The following is a 19767-nucleotide window of genomic DNA, read 5'->3' as shown; positions in this document are numbered from 1 at the left end:
TGTTATCAATATAAAGGATATCTGTTATGCCACAAACCAAATACGATTTACCTATCGCAGACCAAGCCGCTGCTGATGAAATCATCAAAAAAACCGAAGACATCAAAGGGGTCAAATTTGTCAACATTAACCCTAATGGTACCATCGTTGTGACCCATGGTGACGACTTTGATGAAGCTGCATTTAAAGCGGCTGCAGGTATCTAACTAGTAGTCTTGATAAGCGACTAGGTTTTAAGCCTAGTTTGATTGCCTGTATGTTTTATTGCATAGATTTTTGACTGCATAAAAGCTGACTTCGGTTAGCTTTTTTATTGGCTAAAATTTGCCGTAAATTGTTCATTCAATCGTCATACGGTTGTCACCTTAGTCAGCCAATGTTTCCTAGTTATAACGCCAGTTTTGTAAGTCACAAGACACCTATTTAGTCACCACTTTATCGCCATTTGCTAATGAAAACATCATGTCAAACCAGCTAGCTGACCAGCAGTCGCTAATTCACAATTTGCTTAAAGATACCCAGTCAGAGCCAATCTGCGTTAATCGTCACCGTTTTTTGTAATCAACGTCGCAGAACTTGCTAAAGTGCCATTATTTGGTTTAAACAACTTTGACAAAACCCAATAAAAAAACCGCTAACGTTAGCGGCTTTTTTTGATAAATCATTACATATTTGGGTAGTTTGGACCACCACCGCCTTCTGGCGTGACCCACGTGATATTTTGTGAGGGGTCTTTGATATCACAAGTTTTACAGTGCACACAGTTTTGTGAGTTGATTACAAATTTTGCGCCGCTGTCACTTTGTACCACTTCATATACCCCTGCTGGGCAATAACGCTGTGCTGGCTCAGCAAAGATTTTGAGGTTACGCTTAATTGGCACCTCTGGATCGGTTAATTTTAGGTGACACGGTTGATCTTCAGCGTGGTTGGTATTGGAGATAAACACGGAAGATAATTTATCAAAGGTCAGCTTACCATCGGGCTTTGGATACTCAGGGATATAAGCGTGGTCTGCGCGCTCAAGCACATAGTAGTCTGGCATTGTGTCACGAATAGTCAGTGGCATTTTACCCTTAAATATATTTTGCTCTAGGAAGTTGAACGCACCGCCCATCCAGATACCCATGCGGTGCATCGCATTTGCGAAGTTACGCGCTTGGTACATGTCGTTGTAGAGCCAGGAGGCTTTGAATTTTTGCTCATAAGTTGGCACTTCGTCATGCTGACGACCGGCAGCAATCGCTTCATACACGGCTTCAGCGGCTAACATACCTGATTTGATGGCGGTATGAGTCCCTTTGATTTTTGCTGGGTTTAGGAAACCTGCATCGTCACCCACTAATACACCGCCGGCAAAATACAGTTTTGGTAATGAGTTTAAACCGCCTTTGGTCAAGGCACGCGCACCGTAAGATAAGCGTTTACCGCCTTCTAAAATATTGCGAATGAGCGGGTGGGTTTTTAGACGTTGTAACTCATCAAATGGCGATAGGTAAGGGTTGTGATAAGACAAGTCAATCACCATACCAAATGACACTTGGTTGTTTTCATCAAAGTATAACCACCAACCACCGTTACTATGCGTATCGCTAAGCGGCCAACCTGAACCGTGCAGCACCATGCCTTCTTGGTGTTTGGCAGGGTCAATTTCCCAAAGCTCTTTTAAGCCAATCCCGTAGTGCTGTGGGTCTTTGCCTTCTGATAGATTAAAACGGCTGATTAAGCGTTTACCTAAGTGACCACGGCAACCTTCAGCAAAAATGGTATATTTTGCCAGTAGCTCATAGCCTGGCTCATAGCCTGGTTTTGGTTGACCTTCGGCATTGACGCCCATGTCACCCGTCAATACGCCACGAACAGAACCATCTTCGTTGTAGAGAATTTCAGCGGCAGAAAAACCTGGGAACATCATCACTTCAAGCTCTTCGGCTTGGGTGGCTAACCAACGTACAAGGTTACCCAATGAGATAATGTAATTGCCATGGTTGTGCATCAAGCTTGGGACGATTTTTTCTGGCAATTCGCGGTATTTGGTCTCATTTTTGAGCATGTAGACGCGGTCACCTTTGGTTTGCACGCGAACGGGCGCACCTTTTTCTTTCCAATCAGGAATCAGTTCAGTCAGTGCATTAGGCTCCATGACCGCACCTGATAAGATATGGGCACCAAATTCTGACCCTTTTTCAACGATACACACGCTAAAATCAGGATTGCCAGCAGCAATGGCAAGTTGACGTAGACGAATTGCCGCAGATAGACCTGAAGGTCCGCCACCCACGATAACTACGTCAAACTCCATTTGCTCGCGTTCGATGTCTTGCATACAAACTCCTTAGAAAAATAAAATTCAGTGATGACAACTTACTTAAACTTGTGCGCATTAGGTTAAACCATGCGGTTCTTCAGCTTATACCTGACAATACACATAAGTTACATCACGATGATTTTTGCAAGGCTAGTGATTGGGAAGGTTAGCCTTTGATTATCAGTTCATCAAATAATTGCTGGCACAGGCTGGCAATGTTATCAATGGTTTTCTTGATTTTAACATATAATGATTCGTTATATGAATTCAGAAAAAATACTACTTAGTATAATAGATTAACTGTTTAACCACCTAATAATTTTGCAGCAGAAAATGACTGCCGGGCTTAATTTATCGTATCTAATCTGGCTTATATTATGCGAGCTATCACTTTTATATACAATAAATCGACACAGGTACTAACAGCGACTATTTGAAACCCAGCGTTGAATTGACTACTATGTACCACAAAGTGATGTCAACACAGCGCATCATGGCATTCATAAACCCATACAATACGCTAAATACTAATCTAAATAAAAACTACCATAATACGAGCTATAAAATGACTAATAATGATACTGTAGCGTCTAAACCGAGTTTTGATGTTAATTTTGATACTAGCTTTGATATAAGCGAGCTAAGCCAACAAATCGAGCAATCGGTCACTTCGCAAGCGCTAGCAACCGCAAATCATGCGACACGCCAAATTCCACCGCTTGAAAAATGGCAACCCAAACTCAGCGGTGCGATGGATATGGTGGTCAAAGCCAATGGCGAGTGGTGGCATGAAGGCAGTCAAATCACCCGTCCGCTACTCATTGATCTGTTTGCCAAAGTGTTGTGGTCAGAGGTTGATGACAACCACCAGGTTCGGTATTTTTTAAAAACCCCTGTGGAAAAATGGCAAATCCAAGTAGAAGACGCGCCACTGCTAGTGAATCAAGTGGACGTCATTAGCCAGCAATTTGGCGATACTAGCAAACCGGTGTTGCAGTTCACCACCACGCAAGGCGATGTGGTGATTGCTGATGAGCAGCATCCGATCCGTTTGGGTCTGCCATTTACCCATGCTACCCAGCAAGATGCTGGTTTACAGCAAAAACAAGCCAGCCAGCCTTATTTATTGGTTCGCCAAAATGGTGACTCAGCATTATACGGACTCATTCATCGCAATGTGTTTTACCATTTGATTAAGTTGGGTGAGTTGGTAGAGGGTGAAGAGGGGACGTCATTGATTTTGCACAGTGGTGATAGCACTTTTACCTTGACCATGAGCGCATAAGTCTCAGCGTTAACCAAACTGTTGATAAGTTTTGAGCAAGTAAAGTGACGAATGGGCTGTCAAATTCGGCCCCGCATTTTTTTTGTAGTGAGTACCTAAAAATTGGTATAAGATAGTGGTCTATTTTATGGGTAGGCGATTATTTTGCGGTTTAAAATAGCAACACCCTGCGAGTTGGACTGAGTAGGCTATGGTAGAATTAGCAAGCGCGCCGATAGGCGTATTTGATTCTGGGTTGGGCGGATTGTCGGTATTGACCCATTTGCAGCGACGCTTGCCATTTGAACGTTATATCTATCTTGCCGATACCCTGCATGTACCCTATGGCTCACGCAGTGAAGCAGAGATTCGTGAACTTACGCTGCAGGCAGTGGCATGGCTACACTCGCAAGGCTGTAAGCTCATTGTGATAGCTTGCAATAGTGCCTCTGCGCATGGATTACAGGCGGCAAGGCGGCGGTATCCTCAAGTACCGATTGTCGGTTTAGTCCCTGCATTAAAACCTGCAGTGATGCAGTCGATGACCAAGCAAGTCGCGGTGTTGGCAACCCCAGCGACCTTGCACGGGTATTTACTCAATGAAGTTATTGAACAAGTCGCCAAACCGCAGCAAGTGACTGTCCACAAATATAGCTTTAACAGTCTAGTGCCTTGGGTGGAATTGGGTATGCCAAACCATCACCCAGCCGTGACTGATTTAGATCACTTGCTAAGTGAGTTACAGGATAAAAAAGTAGACCAATTGGTACTGGGCTGTACCCATTTTCCTTTTTTTAAAGCCTATTTGGCACAGCTTATCGACGAGCTGATGACCCGCCAAGCTATGCGTAAAGTGGCATTGATTGATTCGGGCGATGCCATTGCCAAACGCGTATATGATTTGCTTGAGCAAGCCAATCAGCTTGCCTCTCATAAAGAGCGACCGCGATTACAGTTTTATGCCACCGCCAACTTACCCACTACTGAGCAGGCGGCAACGCGTTTGTTGCAGCGGTTTTTGCCAGAGTTGGGGATTGATTTTTTTACCTTGTGTGTGACTCAACATCGTGCAGTGAATTGAGCTTGTTGGTTAGTCGGCATGGCTTTTACCCTTTTAGCTTTTAACGATTTAACTTTTAACGATTCAGCTTTTAACCCTTTACTTTTTTAATTAATTGCGTTCATTAGAGCGTTATGGAGAAGATAGCATGTCTCAAAAGAAACGTTATCATATTCATATCTCTTTGGTGAGAAATGAAAATGTCAACTTAGAGAACGCGCTAGAGTATGCGCTATCGACAGATTATTTTTTGACTTGGGATTTGCTTGCGACCCATACCAATTTTGTTGAATACAGCCGCCAACAAATCGACCAATGTGATTATATGATTTTTATTTTGGGCAATGATTACGGTCATTTAAGCCTATCAGGTGTCAGTTATCTGCACTTATCTTATATCTATGCGTCTTCAAAACGGGTGCCGATGATTGCGTTGGTCAATACCCAACCAAGCCAACATGAGCTATTACGTCAACGGTTGGATCTGTTTAATTTGGTGATTAAAGAGCAAGGTTCGCGGGCAATTTACTTCGATCAGACCCATGATGGCGTGCCAGACTGTGTGCGAATGCTTGAGGAAATCAAAGACAAGTTTCCGCGATCAGGTTGGGTCAAAGACACCCATCCATTAAGGACGCTACCGACAGGCGCTAGTAGTGATTTAAAGTCGGTGTTTGTCTCGGATCGATTTCATATCCGTAATAGTGTGCAACCCGCCTTAACTGCCAGTAGTCTAGAGCGCGATCAAAAGCCGCCTGAACTTGAAGCCAGACCTACCCAAGTCACGCCAAAAGCGCTCAATGAAGGGTTATTGGTCAATTACACCGCACACGCGTTTGAAGGCGGCAACTTGCAAGAAATCAGCGCAGCTTATACCTTTAGCTTGGGCAATATTGTGCAAATGCTACAAGCATTACCGCAGCCGTTTACCAGTAATATGATGTTGACCCAAATTAATGATGCCCTCAAAGATGCGGCGATGGCAGAAGCGCTCAAAATCTCACCCAAAATCCATGCCGTCTCTCGCTGTCAAATCAGCAATATCGATTATCAATGGATCAAAAGCCAACTGGTGAAAAAACAATGGTTGGTCTCCGTCAAAGAAGAGCGAAGTATCCGCGAGCTGTGGCAGATTAACATTATTGTACAAGCTTAATCTGTCGTTTTTAACACGCATTTTTAGTGTTTTATCTCAGTATTTTACCCAAATTTTATATCAGCTTTCACCAAGCCATGATTTACTCATGTCATGATAATATTATACAGACCTGCTAACTAGCGTCACATTTGTTTGTGTTATGATAATCTCATAACGATAACATTGATGATAAAAGAGGATAAAAGAGGATAAAATTATGAGCAATCATGTGACCCAACAAGCAGACGAGCTTGAAAACAAAATCAACCAACTTGAAGACACCATGCACGAAGCGCAGCAGTTTCGCACCCTTGAAGAGCAAGTCGAAGACATGAAACGCCGTGGCATCAACCCACGCGATAACTTCAAAAAATGGGATGAAGACGAAGAGGACAATTGGGGCAGCAATTCAAAAGGCGAAGTCAAACCAATCCAAATGGATGATGGTGAAGAGCCCACCCCGCCACCTATTGTATAAGGTTGTACAATGCGCGGATATTAACAAAACCGTGTCACTATCAACAAAAAACCCTTAATGGTGACATTAAGGGTTTTTTGTTTGGGGATAAAAAATTGATGAACATTTTAAATGACTAAGTCTTAAATACCTCAGGGTTAAATCATTTAAGGTTTCAATGCCTAACGTTTAAATCACTGAGGCGTTGTCACCCCACCTTGCCCATTATCGATACGATAGTAACTCGTGCGACCATTGGCATCGCGTACCACTTTAGTCGGACTGGCAGTAACGGTTGAATTCGGTACAGACTGGTATCGAACGGGCGTTTGGGTCGGGTATTGGGCTGGATACTGACCATTGCCTGGCTGAGTCATTAGCATACGGTAGAGTTTCATACCCGCCCGACCATCAGGGTTGACACCTTGCTGACGCTGAAAATCTTGAATGGCATAGCGCGTTTTATCGCCAATCATGCCATCGACTTGACCAATATCATACCCACGATTAAGCAGTGCTTGCTGGATTTCACGGGCTTGACGGCGACTAATACCGGCATCATCTGTGGGCCAAGGTGTGACAAAGCCGACATTGCTAGTACGGTTTTGGCTAATCATATCGGACAAATGCGCAATCGCTAGCGCGTAGTTCTCTGACGCATTGTAACTATAAAACGCATCGAAGTTTTTACCCACTAAAAACGCAGGACCTTTAATGCCCGCAGGTAATAGCAATCCTGCACTATCAAGGCTAGAGGGTAGCGGCTGACCATTGGCAAGGGTCAGACCTTGACTGCGCCAGTAGCTCATCGGTTTTTTGGCTTTGCGGTTGCTATCTGCCCAAAACCCTGCAGGCAACTTGACCTCAAACCCCCAAGGTTCGCCGGTGCGATAACCTGCTTTATCCAAGAAATTGGCCGTTGACGCGAGCGCATCAGCTTGGCTGTTGACCAAATCTTTACGTCCATCACCATCAAAATCTTGCGCCAAGCGTAAAAAGGTACTTGGCATAAACTGGGTTTGCCCAAACGCCCCTGCCCATGAGCCAGTCATATCATCACGGCGGATATCACCATTTTGCAAGATACGCAGCGCATTGGCGTATTCCGTGCGAAAGTACGACTGACGACGGTCAAAGCAAGACAAGGTCGCTAACGACTGGATTAAGTCTTTTTTACCCAGCTGCTTACCAAAGTTCGACTCTACCCCCCAGACGCCAAGTACATCCGTCCCTTTCACGCCATAGCGCTGCTCGATGCGGCTTAGCGTGCTTTGCAGTTGGTTTTTGGCATTGATACCGTCTTGCACACGTTCTTCATCGACCAGACCTGAGAGATAGTCCCACACTTCTTTTTGAAACTCAGGTTGATAGTTGAGTGAGACAATCACACTAGGGTCAGGCTCACTTGGGCGATATTGTTCTAAGGTGCTGGCTACACCGCGAAAGGTGCTGCTGTTTTTGAGATTGGATAAACACTGTTGAAACTGGGCATTGCTAAGATTAGGCGGTGTCGGTGCGGCATTGGCTTGGCTAATCATCGCCACGCCTGCCAGCGCCATAAAAATCGGAAGTAAACGCATAAAAAACCTTGAATAGTGGCAGATAAAAACATCAACAAACGGGATGAATTTTGACTAGGTCAAGGGTATAAAAAAAGCTTGCTTAGTGAAAGGAGTAAATGCATTTAATTACATTTTTTCACATTGGGTGATAACGCGTTAATTTTTGCACGGTTGTGGTAAGTTTAATTATTGAACGCAAAAAAATTGGGCATTAACGCGGTAAAGCCCAATTTTGAAAGGATTAATAAGTATCACTAAGGTATTAACAAAGTATCAATAAAATAACAATACGCGTTATTGTTCAATCATAAAACCGCTAAAATATTGTTTAAGCTTGGCAAGCTTGGGCGGAATCACAAAGTTGCAATAGCTTTGGGTCGGGTTGTTGGCGTAATAATCTTGGTGGTAGTCTTCGGCAGGGAAAAACTGCGCAGCAGGATGCACTTCGGTCACCACCTTGATGCCCTGCTCATCGCGAAGCTTACCAATCACACGGTCAATGGTCGGTTTTTGCTGCGCTTCATCGGTGTAAAACACCACAGAGGCATATTGTCTGCCGACATCATTACCTTGACGGTCTTGTGTCGTTGGATCATGGGTGGCAAAGAAAATATCTAATACCGTCTCAAGCGGAATAATGGTCTCATCAAAATCGACTTTAATCACTTCGATATGACCGGTATCGCCGCCACAGACGGCTTTGTAATTGGCGGTTACTTCATCACCGCCCATATAGCCTGAGGTGACATCGATCACACCTTTGACATGGCTAAATACGGATTCGGTACACCAAAAACAGCCACCACCTAAAATAATCGTTTGCATAATAGTACCTTTTTATGGTTATTTCATTGGTTTGATATAAGGGTTAAAATAAATTATTAAAAGTAAAACGGGTGAAAATGTTAGAATAGCAAAGTTTACTGGTCATTCAAGTTAGGCAATGTAAACCAAGTTTCCGCTATCTAAAAACCTGGCAGTTTAAGCGTTTCTTAAGCGTTTCATTGTTGAAGCGATGATAAAACTGTCAGCGATAATAAGCCTTAGTAACGCTCAATCAGCCATAGTGAGTCAGCCGCATGAGTCAGCCCCAAGCCAAACCACCCCTCGATACGTTATTTACCACGCCGCTAGATACCCATGCGCGGTTTAGCTTTGATGAGCAAGTGGTGGCTTGTTTTCCCGATATGATTCGCCGTAGTGTGCCTGGGTATGGGCAGATGCTCGCCATGTTGCCGATTTTTGCCAAACGCCATTGTCAGTTTCGCCAAACCAATAGCGACGGCAATAAAGTCAGCCGCGTCTATGATTTGGGCTGTTCACTCGGGGCGGTGAGTTTTGCGCTCGCAGGCGAGTTTGCGCCGCAAGATTTGCAAATCAAAGCCATTGATATCTCAGAGCCAATGATTGCCAAAGCGCAAAGTGTACTAATGCAGCATTATCCTGAACATGATATCGAGCTGATTTGCGCTGATGTGTGTGAGGTGGCGTTTGAGCGGTGCGATATGATTGTGCTTAATTTAACCTTGCAGTTTTTATCCCCTGACAAGCGCGAGCTGTTACTCAAACGCTGTTATGATGCGTTGGTTGAAGGCGGTATTTTGATTTTGACCGAAAAAACCCATTTGCTCGATGAAGCGGACGATGCCTGGCGCGTTGAGCGGTATTATGATTTTAAACGCGCCAATGGCTATAGCGAGATGGAAATCAGTGGTAAACGCAATGCGCTAGAGAATGTGCTTATCACCGATACCCTCGATTTTCATCATCAGCGTCTAGCAACGGTGGGGTTTGACCGCCATTTGACGTGGTTTCAGTTTTTAAACTTCGCGTCGATTATTGCGTTTAAGTGATGATTGCCGTTAAACAATGAAGACCTGTCAATCCTAAAAGAGTCAATCATGAATGCTACCATCAAAACTGCCGAAACCGACGTCTATCTTACCTTGCTGCAATTGGCGGAAAAATACCCAGTTGCCAATGAATGGCTTGCCCGGTTGCCCAACTGGCTGGCTACCATCAAAGACAAATCACGCTACGCCCATGCGCCATTTTATCAATCGCTCATTGAGCGCTTGCCCGTGGTTGGCAACGCGCAAGTAGCGTTGAATCAACCCTGTATCACCGCAGCATTTGATTGGCAAGACAGTGAATACAAGCAAACTCATGCACTACTCAAACGTCTGATGCCGTGGCGCAAAGGCGGTTTCTTACTGGGTCGAGATGACCTGCAAATCCATATTGATACCGAATGGCGCAGTGATTGGAAATGGGATAGGGTGTTGCCGCATATCAGCCCACTTCACGGCAAACGCGTGCTAGACGTGGGTGGCGGTTCTGGTTATCACGGCTGGCGTATGGCGGGCGCAGGGGCAAGCACGGTGATTGTGATTGACCCATCCTGCCTGTTTTATCACCAGTTTATGGCGATTCGGCATTTCGTCAGAGACGCTGACCGTAACGATTTTGGACGCAACAGGGTGCACTATGTACCCGTACCGCTTGAAGCCTTGCCCAATCCTAGCTTGACTAGCGGGCAAGCAGGGCTGTTTCATACCGTGTTTAGTATGGGCGTGCTGTATCACCGCGCGTCACCGTTTGAGCATCTTGAGCAATTATACCATCAGTTAGCAAAAGGCGGAGAATTGGTACTAGAAACCTTGGTGATTGAAGGGGATGCGACATCCGTGCTAGTACCAAGTGAGCGTTATGCACAGATGAATAACGTGTATTTTATCCCGTCAGTTGCGGCACTGTCGCTATGGCTGTACAAAGTAGGCTTTGTGGCGGTGCGCTGTGTCGATGTGGATGTGACATCGACGGATGAACAACGCAAAACCGACTGGATGGATTATCAATCTTTAAGCGATTTTCTTGACCCCAAGGATAGCAGCAAAACCATCGAGGGCTATCAGCGCCCGACCCGTGCGGTGATGATAGCCAAACGACCGTAACGGTAGATGAACAAGTAACAAGGGTAATGCAGTTTGGGGTAATGGCGTTTTAGGCTAGTAAAGTTTAGCGTAGGGGAGTTTAAAGTGTCCTACTAAAGTACCACTCCAAGACCATTTTGATAAGAAAACCAAAAAAACCACCGCCCAGTGCCAAAAAAATCCAAAATGTGCCTTGTTTGCCGGCATTGTTTTTCTTTGAAATATCGTACATGATAAAAAATAAAAACGCGATAAAGATAGGCAGCAGCACATACATGCCAAGTTTGGTGATTAACTCACTAGAGACTAAAACAAACATGTTATTATCCTATGATTGTCATCAGATATTACAAAATTTTAGCCCGTATTATACGCCAAAAAACCGCGTTTCCTTGTAATAGCATGTATCTTTTGACAGGATTATAATGAAAAAATCATCAAAAATTGGTATATTGAACGCCAAAATCCATGCCCATTGATTATGAGCGAGTGATAGCGTCAAATTGATGGTGATTCATTGATTTATCGTGCTTTTTTAGCTATCAACCCTGCAACAAAACCTGTGAGCCAACAAAGAGAATTTCCATGTCAGAACAACAACCCGTCATTTCGCAAGCCTTAGCATTAGTGGTGGAATCACTAAAACAACAGCAAATTTTGCCAATCGATTGGGTTGATAACAGCACCATCAGCCGCACTAAAGACCAAGCGCACGGCGATTTTGCCAGTAACCTTGCGATGATAGCTGCCAAGACTGCCAAGAAAAACCCACGTGAACTGGCGCAAACCATCGTGGCGATGTTGCCTGCCTCGGACATGATTAGCAAAGTTGAGATCGCAGGACCGGGGTTTATTAACTTTTTCTTAGATGATAACGCGCGTTTTGCTATCTTAGACACCATTATGGAGCAGAAAGGCGACTTTGGTACATCCGAAGAATTTGCCGGTCAAAAAATCCAAGTTGAGTTTGTCTCTGCCAATCCAACCTCAAGCCTGCACGTGGGGCATGGTCGCGGCGCTGCGTTTGGCATGAGCGTGGCCAATTTACTAGAGGCGGTTGGCTACCAAGTCGGGCGGGAGTATTATGTCAATGATGCGGGTCGTCAGATGGATATTTTGGCAACCAGTACCTATTTGCGCTACCTTGAGCTGTGCGGTGAGCCAATTGTATTCCCCACCAATGCCTACCAAGGCGATTATGTCAAAGATATTGCCAAACCCATCAAAAAACAGCATGGCGATAGCCTAAAAACCGCCTGGGAACATATGCTGCTCAATGTACCTGCCGATGCCCAGTACCAAATCGATGCCAACGGCGAAAAAGTATGTGTCTCAGGTGATAAAGAAGCCCATATTGACGGACTGATTGCCAATGCCAAAGCCAATTTGGGCGATAATTATCAGATTTTTCATGAAGCTGCACTTAGTACCATCTTGGCAGATATCCAAGATGATTTGGCGGATTTTAATGTCCATTTTGACCAATGGTTTAGCGAAAAATCCATCCAAGATGCCATTGTGCCTGCTTTGGAATTATTAGAGCAGCGAGGGTTTTTATACCAAAAAGACGGTAATTTGTGGTTTAAATCCACCGAATTTGGCGATGAAAAAGACCGTGTTGTCCGCCGTGCCAATGGTCAATTTACTTATTTTGCCTCGGATATCGCCTACCACAAAGACAAGCTTGACCGCGGCTATGACAAAATTATTGATGTATGGGGCTCAGACCACCACGGCTACATCAAACGGGTGAAAGCGGCATTGACGGCGATGGGCTACGATGCCCAGCGTATGGATGTGATTTTGGTGCAGTTTGTCACCCTATGGCGCGGTACAGAGCAAATCCAGATGTCATCACGCTCAGGTCAGTTTGTGACCTTACGTGAACTGCGTCAAGAAGTCGGCAATGATGCCGCGCGCTTTTATTATGTCGCGCGCAAGCCTGAGCAGCACATTGACTTTGACTTAGAGCTTGCCAAATCGCATACCAAAGATAATGCGGTGTATTATATTCAATATGCCCATGCGCGTATTTGCCGTGTGCTTGAGCGTACTGAAGAGCGCGGTATCAAAGTCGATGACAAAGCCGGCAAAGCCCACCAGCATCTGTTGACCCAACCTGTTGAAACGGATTTATTGAGCTTACTGGCTTCTTACCCTGAAGTGCTACGCCGTGCTGCCGTTAATTATGAGCCGCATTTATTGACCAATTACCTCAAAGATTTGGCAAGCTTGTTCCACGGTTGGTACAACGACAACCGTATCTTGCCCAAAGATGGCGAAACCCCGACCCAAGATGAGCTGGACTTGATGCAAGCACGTCTGCGGTTATCAAAATCGGTACGCCAAGTGATTCAAAATGGCTTAATTTTGCTTGGATTAACGGCACCAACCAGTATGTGATATGATTAAGATACGCTAAAAACGCTGTAGTATTACCGTATCCCATGTCGTAGGAGATGATGATGGCAAGACCCAAAGGAGCGACCCCGCGTAAAGCGCCAAGCACGATGTCGTTTTTTGCTGCCATGTTGGTGGGCATGATATTGACCGTGGGGATTGGTCTGTTTGTTTATTTGTGGAATCCATTTAACCAAGGCAAAACCACGAGCAGCGATGAAGCGCCGATGGTGCAGCCAAAGGTGCAAGACAAACCCAAAACCAATAACTACGAGTTCTATGACTTGCTCAAAGAACAACAGGTTAGTGCTGTCCCCGACGAGGCCGCTGCCAGCCAGCCAGTCTCGGCGCAGCCTGATGTGGTGTTGACCCAAGCTGACAGCGCCAGTGCGCCAAAATCTGCGAATGTCAGCGTGGTCGATAATCCTTTGTTGTCTGATGATAACGGTACCAAACCACGCACTTCAGCCAACAATAGCACGGTAGACACTAGCAGTACTTCCGATGACACAAGCAGTGCCGATGCCATTGTCATTGGCAATGAAGAGCCTACGCGGACTTATATCTTGCAAATCAATAGTTTTGATAATGCCGATGATGCCGATAAACGCCGTGCTGAAGTGCTAATGGCAGGGGTGGATGCCCAAATCGTCAAAAAACGCTTAAACAATGACCAAACCGTCTATCAAGTTATCTCGCGCCCGATGAGTAGCCCAGAGATGGCGGCACAAGCCCAGCGTCAACTACAAAATAGCCGCATTGATTCACTGATTGTCGAGCAGCGCCGCTAGGCTGATTTGCAGGCAAAAAAAACCGTGTTATCGCAACACGGTTTTTTATTGTTCGGTAGAATTAAGCTTTTTTACGACTAAATTTGCGTTGTTTTTTGTTTTGCAGTTCAGTCAAGGTGCGTTTGATTTCCTCATCAGTCAGTTGTGAAATTTGCTGTAAGATATGCATCACGTCCATATTAAGGATAAATCGCGCGCTTTTTGCCATAGTATGAATGCGCGCATCAAACTCAATCACCCCGCTGGCCGACACCGTAATATAACCAAGACGCTCTAGCGCATCCATAAAGCTAGTAAACAAGGCACGGTCAAAGAAATCTGGCATATCATCTTCATATAGCACCGATAGACGCTGACCGAGCAGATGACCCAAATCAATCACTTGCTCTTTGGTGAGTTTGCCTGAGCCTTGCTGACTCAGCAGCGCAAGTACCATAAAGTAGCGCTCTAGACTCTGCTCAACTGAGTTGGCAAGTACTGTCAACTGCTGATAGCTACGGGTATTCGGCTCTGGCGTGGTCAGCATACGATGACCGTCCGCATTCACCCCTTTGTCCACGATGATGTTTTCTTCGACCAAAGTGTCGATATGCTCACGCAAAGTGTCATTTAGGGTGCGCAGTGGGTATTTCAAAAACAACTCTGCTTGCAAGAAGGGATACATGATACCCACCACCCGCTCAATGGTGTTTAGGCTCATGGTACCATTACGCTGTATCAATGATGCGCACAGTGACGCGATGATATAAATATGCAAAATATTGTTGCGAAAATAGCTCAGTAGCGGCGCTTGACCGTCCGCAATACGAATCAAGTCACCGAGTACATGTGGGGTGCGCTCGATGAGTTTAAGCTTGACGCCATAGTTAATAATGGCTTCTGGGCTTTGCTGGGTGATGGACACATCATCATCATACGGGATTTTTTCGGCGATACGTTGATACAGCGCCAACTGTTCACGACAGCTTTGCTCATCAAGTGCGCCATGGGGCGTATCAAGCAACACCAAAGCTAGCAAATTGACTGGGTTAAGCACCGCAGAGCTGTTGATACGCTGCATGATTTTGATGCTCAAATTGTCAATCATGTGAGTGACATTGGCAGGCATATCACTATCGGTACGGTCTTTGGGTAGGGTGTTTGGGGCAACGTCAAATTTTTTCATAAAATCAGCTAGATACAGCGGCTGACCAAAACTGACGTGCACATGACCAAAGATACGCTCGATTTTTCGGCTGGCTTTTAACAGACCGAGTAGCGACTCAGATTCTTTGGGCTTACCTTTAAGCTCGCCTATATAAGTGCCGCCTTCCATAATACGTTCATAACCGATGTAGGTCGGGATAAAGACAATCGGTTTGCCCGCTTGGCGTAGATGGCTTTGTACCGTCATCGCTAACATTCCTTTTTTGGGCGGTAACAAGCGACCTGAGCGCGAGCGGCCGCCTTCGATGAAGTACTCAATCGGCGTGTTGCGTATCAGCATACTATGCACGTATTCACGAAACACCGCAGAGTAAAGCGGATTGCCTTTAAAACTGCGACGCATAAAGAAAGCACCGCCATTGCGTAATATTTGACCTAGCACGGGGATGTTTAGGTTCTCGCCTGCAGCAACGTAGGGCACCCGTAACCCACGTTTATAAATCACGTATGACAGCAACAGATAGTCCATGTGACTGCGGTGGCAAGGCACATAGATGATTTCATAGTCGGATGCCAGTTCGCGTACCCGCTCAAAGTGCGCCACTTCAACCCCGTCATACAACTGTGTCCATAGCCAGGTCAAAAAGCGGTCAAAAAAGCGCACGGTTGCATACGAGTAATCACTGGCTATCTCATTTAAATAACTACGAGCGAGTTTGCGGCTTTTGGCGAGTTCACGCGAGTTTTCTTTGCTATCGATATTGATGGCGTGCTGAATGGCAGGGGTATACAGAATTTTATCGACCACGTTGCGACGGTCTGATAAGTCAGGTCCCAAGATGGCTTCTTGTTGTTTATCCAGATAACCTTCTAAACGCTGCTGTACCTGTGCAGCGACGGTGTGTAAATGCTGGCGGTCGTTACTAGCAGCATCAGTGGATATCAGGCTATCTGATTGCAGCGCAGGGTTTTTGCCAATCTCATCTTCGATGATGGCACGCAAATCTTTGGGTGAGTGAAACTGCACATAGGTATCTCGCCCTTTGACCCCGATATTAAATAGCTGTTTGCTGATGCTGGGTACTTGCCATTCATCAGCCGTGAGGAGGTTAAACAGCGAATCTTCTTTTTCTGGCGCGCGACCCCACAAGATAGTGACAGGGATAAAATCAATTTTTAGCGTTGGGTATCGCTCGACGGCTTCAATCAAACGTAATAGGCGAGGTGAGAATACAGGGTTGTTATCAGACAGTTTTTCTGTTTTATGGTGATGCAAAAAAATCATTGCGGTATTTTCATCAATACCATGCGCCCGATCGATGACATTGGCTAGGGCAGGGGGTAGGTTGTATTGTTTGGTTTCTAGGTCAATTAAAATACTGTTGCTACGAGAATATTCTTTGAGCACATAAAAGGTGAGTCGCTGGCTTGAGGTGCCGCTATCGCCTGCTGGCGCTAGCTTATCATCGCTAACATCGGTGCTAGCTTGGCTAATATTGGGGATGTCGCCGATAAGTTTGGGTTTGACGGCGAGCCCCAAGAGTTTGCCAGAGACTTGTCGGTATAGATTTTTTAATAGCGGGGTCGCAGCAGGATGGGTACCTTTGTTGTTCGCTTCGGTAGTGCCTGAATTTTTCCCTACGTGATTCATAGTATGCCTAGTGATTGCGTGAGTTTTTTCGTAAGTTTTTTAAAGATAAATACAAGGTTTAAAATATGTCTTATCATGCCATAGATTGATGAATTTCTAAACCTTATCACGCAAAAATTCTTGTATAATGAGTGACTTTAATCCATTTTATCTACCCAAAAATAACGTTAATCATAAGAGTGTCTATGTCAAACCAACCAGATATGCACCGTACCCATACCATTGATATCACTCACCAACCACAGGTGCCGGTAACAGCCGTAACGCAGCAGCTTGAGCAGCAAGCGATTTGGCAACAATTAGTCACGCAGTTATTAGAAACCTTAACCCTCGTGCCGTATCAAGACAATGTATTTATTGGGCAAAGCCACGATTATGTCGGCGCGCGTATTTTTGGTGGGCAAGTACTGGGACAAGCATTGATGGCAGCCAGCCATACTGTGGAGCATTTTAAACCTTGCCACTCATTTCATGGCTATTTTTTGCGCGGTGGCGATATCAATAAGCCTGTATATTACCAAGTCGAGAAATTACGTGATGGTCGTAGCCTTGCTTCACGTCAAGTAACAGCACGCCAATATGATGACGATAACCAACCGAGCATAATTTTTACTATGATGGCGTCTTTTTCACCGTTTGAAGAAGGGCTTGAGTACCAAGAAACCATGCCGAATTTTCCAAGTCCGGACACGCTGCTGACCGAGCAACAGCTTAAAGACCAAGTGGTAGGCAAAATCCCCGATGCCCTAAAAGCTCGCTTTATGCGCCATCGTCATATCGAAATCAAACCGATACAGCCGCGTGACCCCATTCATCCAAAAATCATGGAACCTAGCCAAGCTAATTGGCTGCGTATTCCGCAGCTGGGTAAACAGTCAATTCAAGTGCAACAAGCACTGCTCGCATTTTCTTCTGATTTTTATTTGATTGGCACGGGGCTGATGCCACACGGGATTAGCTTTATGACTAAAGGCTTGCAAGCAGCAAGTATCGACCACAGTATGCATTTTCACCGCCCATTTGATATGAATGATTGGTTACTCTACAACATGTGGTGCGATACCACGTCACAGTCAAAAAGCCTAAACCACGGTCAATTTTGGCAAAATGGCAAATTGGTCGCCACAACCCAGCAGCAAGGGCTAATGCGACTGCGCTAGTGATTCAATAATTTTTACCTTGTTTTAAACAGTAACCGTATGAGAGAGAAAAATATGTCCAATCCCCCAATGAGTGATGCCACTCGCCAGGACATCGCCCAACAAGACAATCACCCATTAAAAGGCTTTGCTGTTATCTATGAGCAAAAAGTGGAATGGGGTGATATGGATGCGTTCAAGCACGTCAATAACGTGGTGTATTACGACTATGCCCAGCGCGCGCGTATCCACTACCTTGAACAAGTCGATATGTTTAACTTACAAACCCATACCGTGATTGCTTCGTCATCTTGCCAGTATTTAAATTCGGTCACTTTCCCCGATGTGCTGTGGATTGGCATTCGTGCCAAAAAAATAGGCAATACCAGTCTAACTCATGACTATGTTTACTTTAGCACGGCCCAGCAAAAAGTCGTCGCCACCGCATCGTCCGTCATTGTATTTTTTGACCAAACCGGCAAAAACAAACAACCGATTTCTGATGGTCAGCGCCAACAACTTACCGAGTTAGAAAGTCATACGGTTTAACTGTTACTAAATTTCATTGTTAATAAACTTGTTAAAAAAAGCCACAAGCTGCAATGCTTGTGGCTTTTTGGTCTGATAAATGGCTATCTCAAGAATCACGCTTTGTGGTCGGGGTTGGCAACGGTTTCCACCAAGTTTAGGTCAAATCCTGATAACGCGTTGAATTTAAGCGGTGATGACAGCAAACGCATATCACGCACGCCCAGATAACGTAAAATCTGTGAGCCAACCCCAATGCTGCGGTAAGGTTGGTGTTTAAGCGGTGAGTTGGGTTTGTCAGCGACAAAGTTATCGAGCGCTTCGCCCATATCAATCGCTTGCTGATGCCCAATCCAGACAAACACGCCACGCTCTGATTGGCTAATTTCTTTGAGTGAGGCATGGATATCCCAGTTACTCTTACCGCTGTTGGGTAGCTGCACAGTGAATAAATCGCGCAATGGCTGGAAGCTATGCACCCGCACAGTGCTCACGCCTTCTTGTGGGTTGCCCTTGACCAGTGCCAAATGGGTATCCTCGGAATTTTTTTCTTTAAAACGATAAGCTGTAAACTCACCAAACTCAGTTTGCATCGGATAGGTCGCAACCATTTCTACCGTTTGCTCATTGGCAATACGGTAATTAATCAAATCGGCGATGGTGCCGATTTTTAAGCCATGTTCTTTGGCAAAAATCTCTAGGTCATCACGGCGCGCCATTTCGCCATCTTCTTTGATAATTTCACAAATCACTGCCGCAGGTTCAAGTCCTGCCAAGCGTGTTAGGTCACAGCCCGCTTCAGTATGACCGGCACGGTGTAGCACACCGCCATTTTGTGCCACGATTGGGAATACATGTCCCGGTTGTACGATGTCTTCTGGTTTGGCAGTCGATGACACTGCTGTTTGGATGGTTCTGGCGCGATCCGCTGCTGAGATACCTGTGGTGACCCCTTCTGCCGCTTCAATCGATACCGTGAAGTTGGTGCTAAATTTAGCGCCATTTTTATCCGACATGAGCGGTAAATTGAGCTGTTCACTGCGGTCAGCGGTGATGGTCAAACACACCAAGCCACGCGCATGGGTAATCATAAAGTTAATATCTTCTGGGCGTACATGGGTGGCTGCCATCACCAAGTCGCCTTCGTTTTCACGGTCTTCATCATCCATCAAAACGACCATTTTGCCTGCACGGATGTCATCGATAATTTCTGCCGTTGTATTAAATGCCATAAAAGTGCCTTTGTTAGCGATTTATTAAAATAACATTGATTAAAAAACTGATTAACAAATAGGGAAAGAAAATAAGCGCTATCAGCTAGTATTGTTCAAACTATTGTCCAAACCAACCTTAACAATCACCTCATCAGACTGGGTAAAGCTATTATGGG

The 19767-nt window shown here is 45.2% G+C and carries 17 protein-coding genes; 11 read left to right on the top strand and 6 right to left on the bottom strand.

Annotated features, from left to right (window positions below; all coding sequences use genetic code 11):
• Positions 1 to 26 precede the first annotated feature (26 nt).
• Positions 27 to 206 (top strand): hypothetical protein, encoded by a 180-nt coding sequence (locus AXE82_RS06755; protein WP_036592470.1) that lies wholly within the window; start codon positions 27 to 29, stop codon positions 204 to 206.
• Between the two features lie 458 nt (positions 207 to 664).
• Here the strand turns inward: AXE82_RS06755 and AXE82_RS06750 are convergent, their stop codons facing one another.
• Positions 665 to 2326 (bottom strand): electron transfer flavoprotein-ubiquinone oxidoreductase, encoded by a 1662-nt coding sequence (locus AXE82_RS06750; RefSeq protein WP_062332873.1) that lies wholly within the window; start codon positions 2324 to 2326, stop codon positions 665 to 667.
• 547 nt (positions 2327 to 2873) lie between these two features.
• Here AXE82_RS06750 and AXE82_RS06745 point away from each other — a divergent pair.
• The 4 genes from AXE82_RS06745 to AXE82_RS06730 all read left to right on the top strand — a co-directional run bounded on the left by AXE82_RS06745 (position 2874) and on the right by AXE82_RS06730 (position 6248).
• The gene (locus tag AXE82_RS06745; protein ID WP_062332870.1) at positions 2874 to 3593 is read left to right on the top strand and encodes a DUF1285 domain-containing protein; all 720 of its coding nucleotides are present in this window, start codon (positions 2874 to 2876) and stop codon (positions 3591 to 3593) included.
• Between the two features lie 190 nt (positions 3594 to 3783).
• Positions 3784 to 4653, top strand: coding sequence for a glutamate racemase (murI, locus tag AXE82_RS06740; RefSeq protein WP_062332867.1), 870 nt, complete (start codon positions 3784 to 3786; stop codon positions 4651 to 4653).
• A 127-nt stretch (positions 4654 to 4780) separates the two neighbouring features.
• On the top strand, positions 4781 to 5788 hold the full coding sequence (locus AXE82_RS06735; RefSeq protein WP_062332863.1) for a DUF4062 domain-containing protein: 1008 nt from the start codon (positions 4781 to 4783) through the stop codon (positions 5786 to 5788).
• 199 nt (positions 5789 to 5987) lie between these two features.
• The gene (locus AXE82_RS06730) at positions 5988 to 6248 is read left to right on the top strand and encodes a hypothetical protein (RefSeq protein WP_050325181.1); all 261 of its coding nucleotides are present in this window, start codon (positions 5988 to 5990) and stop codon (positions 6246 to 6248) included.
• Positions 6249 to 6421: 173 nt separating this feature from the next.
• Here the strand turns inward: AXE82_RS06730 and AXE82_RS06725 are convergent, their stop codons facing one another.
• Both AXE82_RS06725 and msrA read right to left on the bottom strand, forming a co-directional pair.
• Positions 6422 to 7807, bottom strand: coding sequence for a lytic murein transglycosylase (locus tag AXE82_RS06725; RefSeq protein WP_062332860.1), 1386 nt, complete (start codon positions 7805 to 7807; stop codon positions 6422 to 6424).
• A gap of 276 nt (positions 7808 to 8083) precedes the next feature.
• On the bottom strand, positions 8084 to 8614 hold the full coding sequence (gene msrA, locus AXE82_RS06720; RefSeq protein WP_062332856.1) for a peptide-methionine (S)-S-oxide reductase MsrA: 531 nt from the start codon (positions 8612 to 8614) through the stop codon (positions 8084 to 8086).
• Positions 8615 to 8868: 254 nt separating this feature from the next.
• Here msrA and cmoA point away from each other — a divergent pair, with 254 nt between their 5' ends.
• Positions 8869 to 9642: a carboxy-S-adenosyl-L-methionine synthase CmoA gene (cmoA, locus tag AXE82_RS06715; protein WP_062332854.1), complete on the top strand. Its 774-nt coding sequence runs from the start codon at positions 8869 to 8871 to the stop codon at positions 9640 to 9642.
• Between the two features lie 45 nt (positions 9643 to 9687).
• Positions 9688 to 10743, top strand: coding sequence for a tRNA 5-methoxyuridine(34)/uridine 5-oxyacetic acid(34) synthase CmoB (cmoB, locus tag AXE82_RS06710; RefSeq protein ID WP_062334845.1), 1056 nt, complete (start codon positions 9688 to 9690; stop codon positions 10741 to 10743).
• A 79-nt stretch (positions 10744 to 10822) separates the two neighbouring features.
• Here cmoB and AXE82_RS06705 read toward each other — a convergent pair whose 3' ends face one another.
• The gene (locus AXE82_RS06705; protein ID WP_007117392.1) at positions 10823 to 11041 is read right to left on the bottom strand and encodes a DUF2788 domain-containing protein; all 219 of its coding nucleotides are present in this window, start codon (positions 11039 to 11041) and stop codon (positions 10823 to 10825) included.
• Between the two features lie 266 nt (positions 11042 to 11307).
• On the opposite strand from AXE82_RS06705, the gene argS reads away from it, so the two are divergent.
• On the top strand, positions 11308 to 13125 hold the full coding sequence (gene argS, locus AXE82_RS06700; protein WP_062332851.1) for an arginine--tRNA ligase: 1818 nt from the start codon (positions 11308 to 11310) through the stop codon (positions 13123 to 13125).
• 62 nt (positions 13126 to 13187) lie between these two features.
• Positions 13188 to 13913 carry an SPOR domain-containing protein gene (locus AXE82_RS06695; protein ID WP_062332849.1) on the top strand — a complete coding sequence of 242 codons (726 nt, stop codon included), beginning with the start codon at positions 13188 to 13190 and terminating at the stop codon, positions 13911 to 13913.
• 61 nt (positions 13914 to 13974) lie between these two features.
• Here the strand turns inward: AXE82_RS06695 and plsB are convergent, their stop codons facing one another.
• Complete coding sequence (gene plsB, locus AXE82_RS06690) at positions 13975 to 16710, bottom strand: glycerol-3-phosphate 1-O-acyltransferase PlsB (RefSeq protein WP_062332846.1); 2736 nt, start codon at positions 16708 to 16710, stop codon at positions 13975 to 13977.
• Between the two features lie 185 nt (positions 16711 to 16895).
• Between plsB and AXE82_RS06685 the strand changes: the two genes are divergently transcribed.
• Both AXE82_RS06685 and AXE82_RS06680 read left to right on the top strand, forming a co-directional pair.
• Entirely contained in the window at positions 16896 to 17870 is a 975-nt protein-coding gene (locus AXE82_RS06685; protein ID WP_227713372.1) for an acyl-CoA thioesterase, read from the top strand.
• A gap of 54 nt (positions 17871 to 17924) precedes the next feature.
• Positions 17925 to 18398, top strand: a complete 474-nt coding sequence (locus AXE82_RS06680) for an acyl-CoA thioesterase (protein ID WP_062332843.1) — start codon at positions 17925 to 17927, stop codon at positions 18396 to 18398.
• Between the two features lie 95 nt (positions 18399 to 18493).
• Here AXE82_RS06680 and ribBA read toward each other — a convergent pair whose 3' ends face one another.
• Entirely contained in the window at positions 18494 to 19609 is a 1116-nt protein-coding gene (gene ribBA / locus AXE82_RS06675; protein ID WP_062332841.1) for a bifunctional 3,4-dihydroxy-2-butanone-4-phosphate synthase/GTP cyclohydrolase II, read from the bottom strand.
• Positions 19610 to 19767 lie beyond the last annotated feature (158 nt).

The organism is Moraxella osloensis, assembly GCF_001553955.1.
Lineage (GTDB): Bacteria > Pseudomonadota > Gammaproteobacteria > Pseudomonadales > Moraxellaceae > Faucicola > Faucicola osloensis.
The sequence above is the reverse complement of the archived record's forward strand: the minus strand, read 5'-3'. Positions and strand labels throughout refer to the sequence as shown.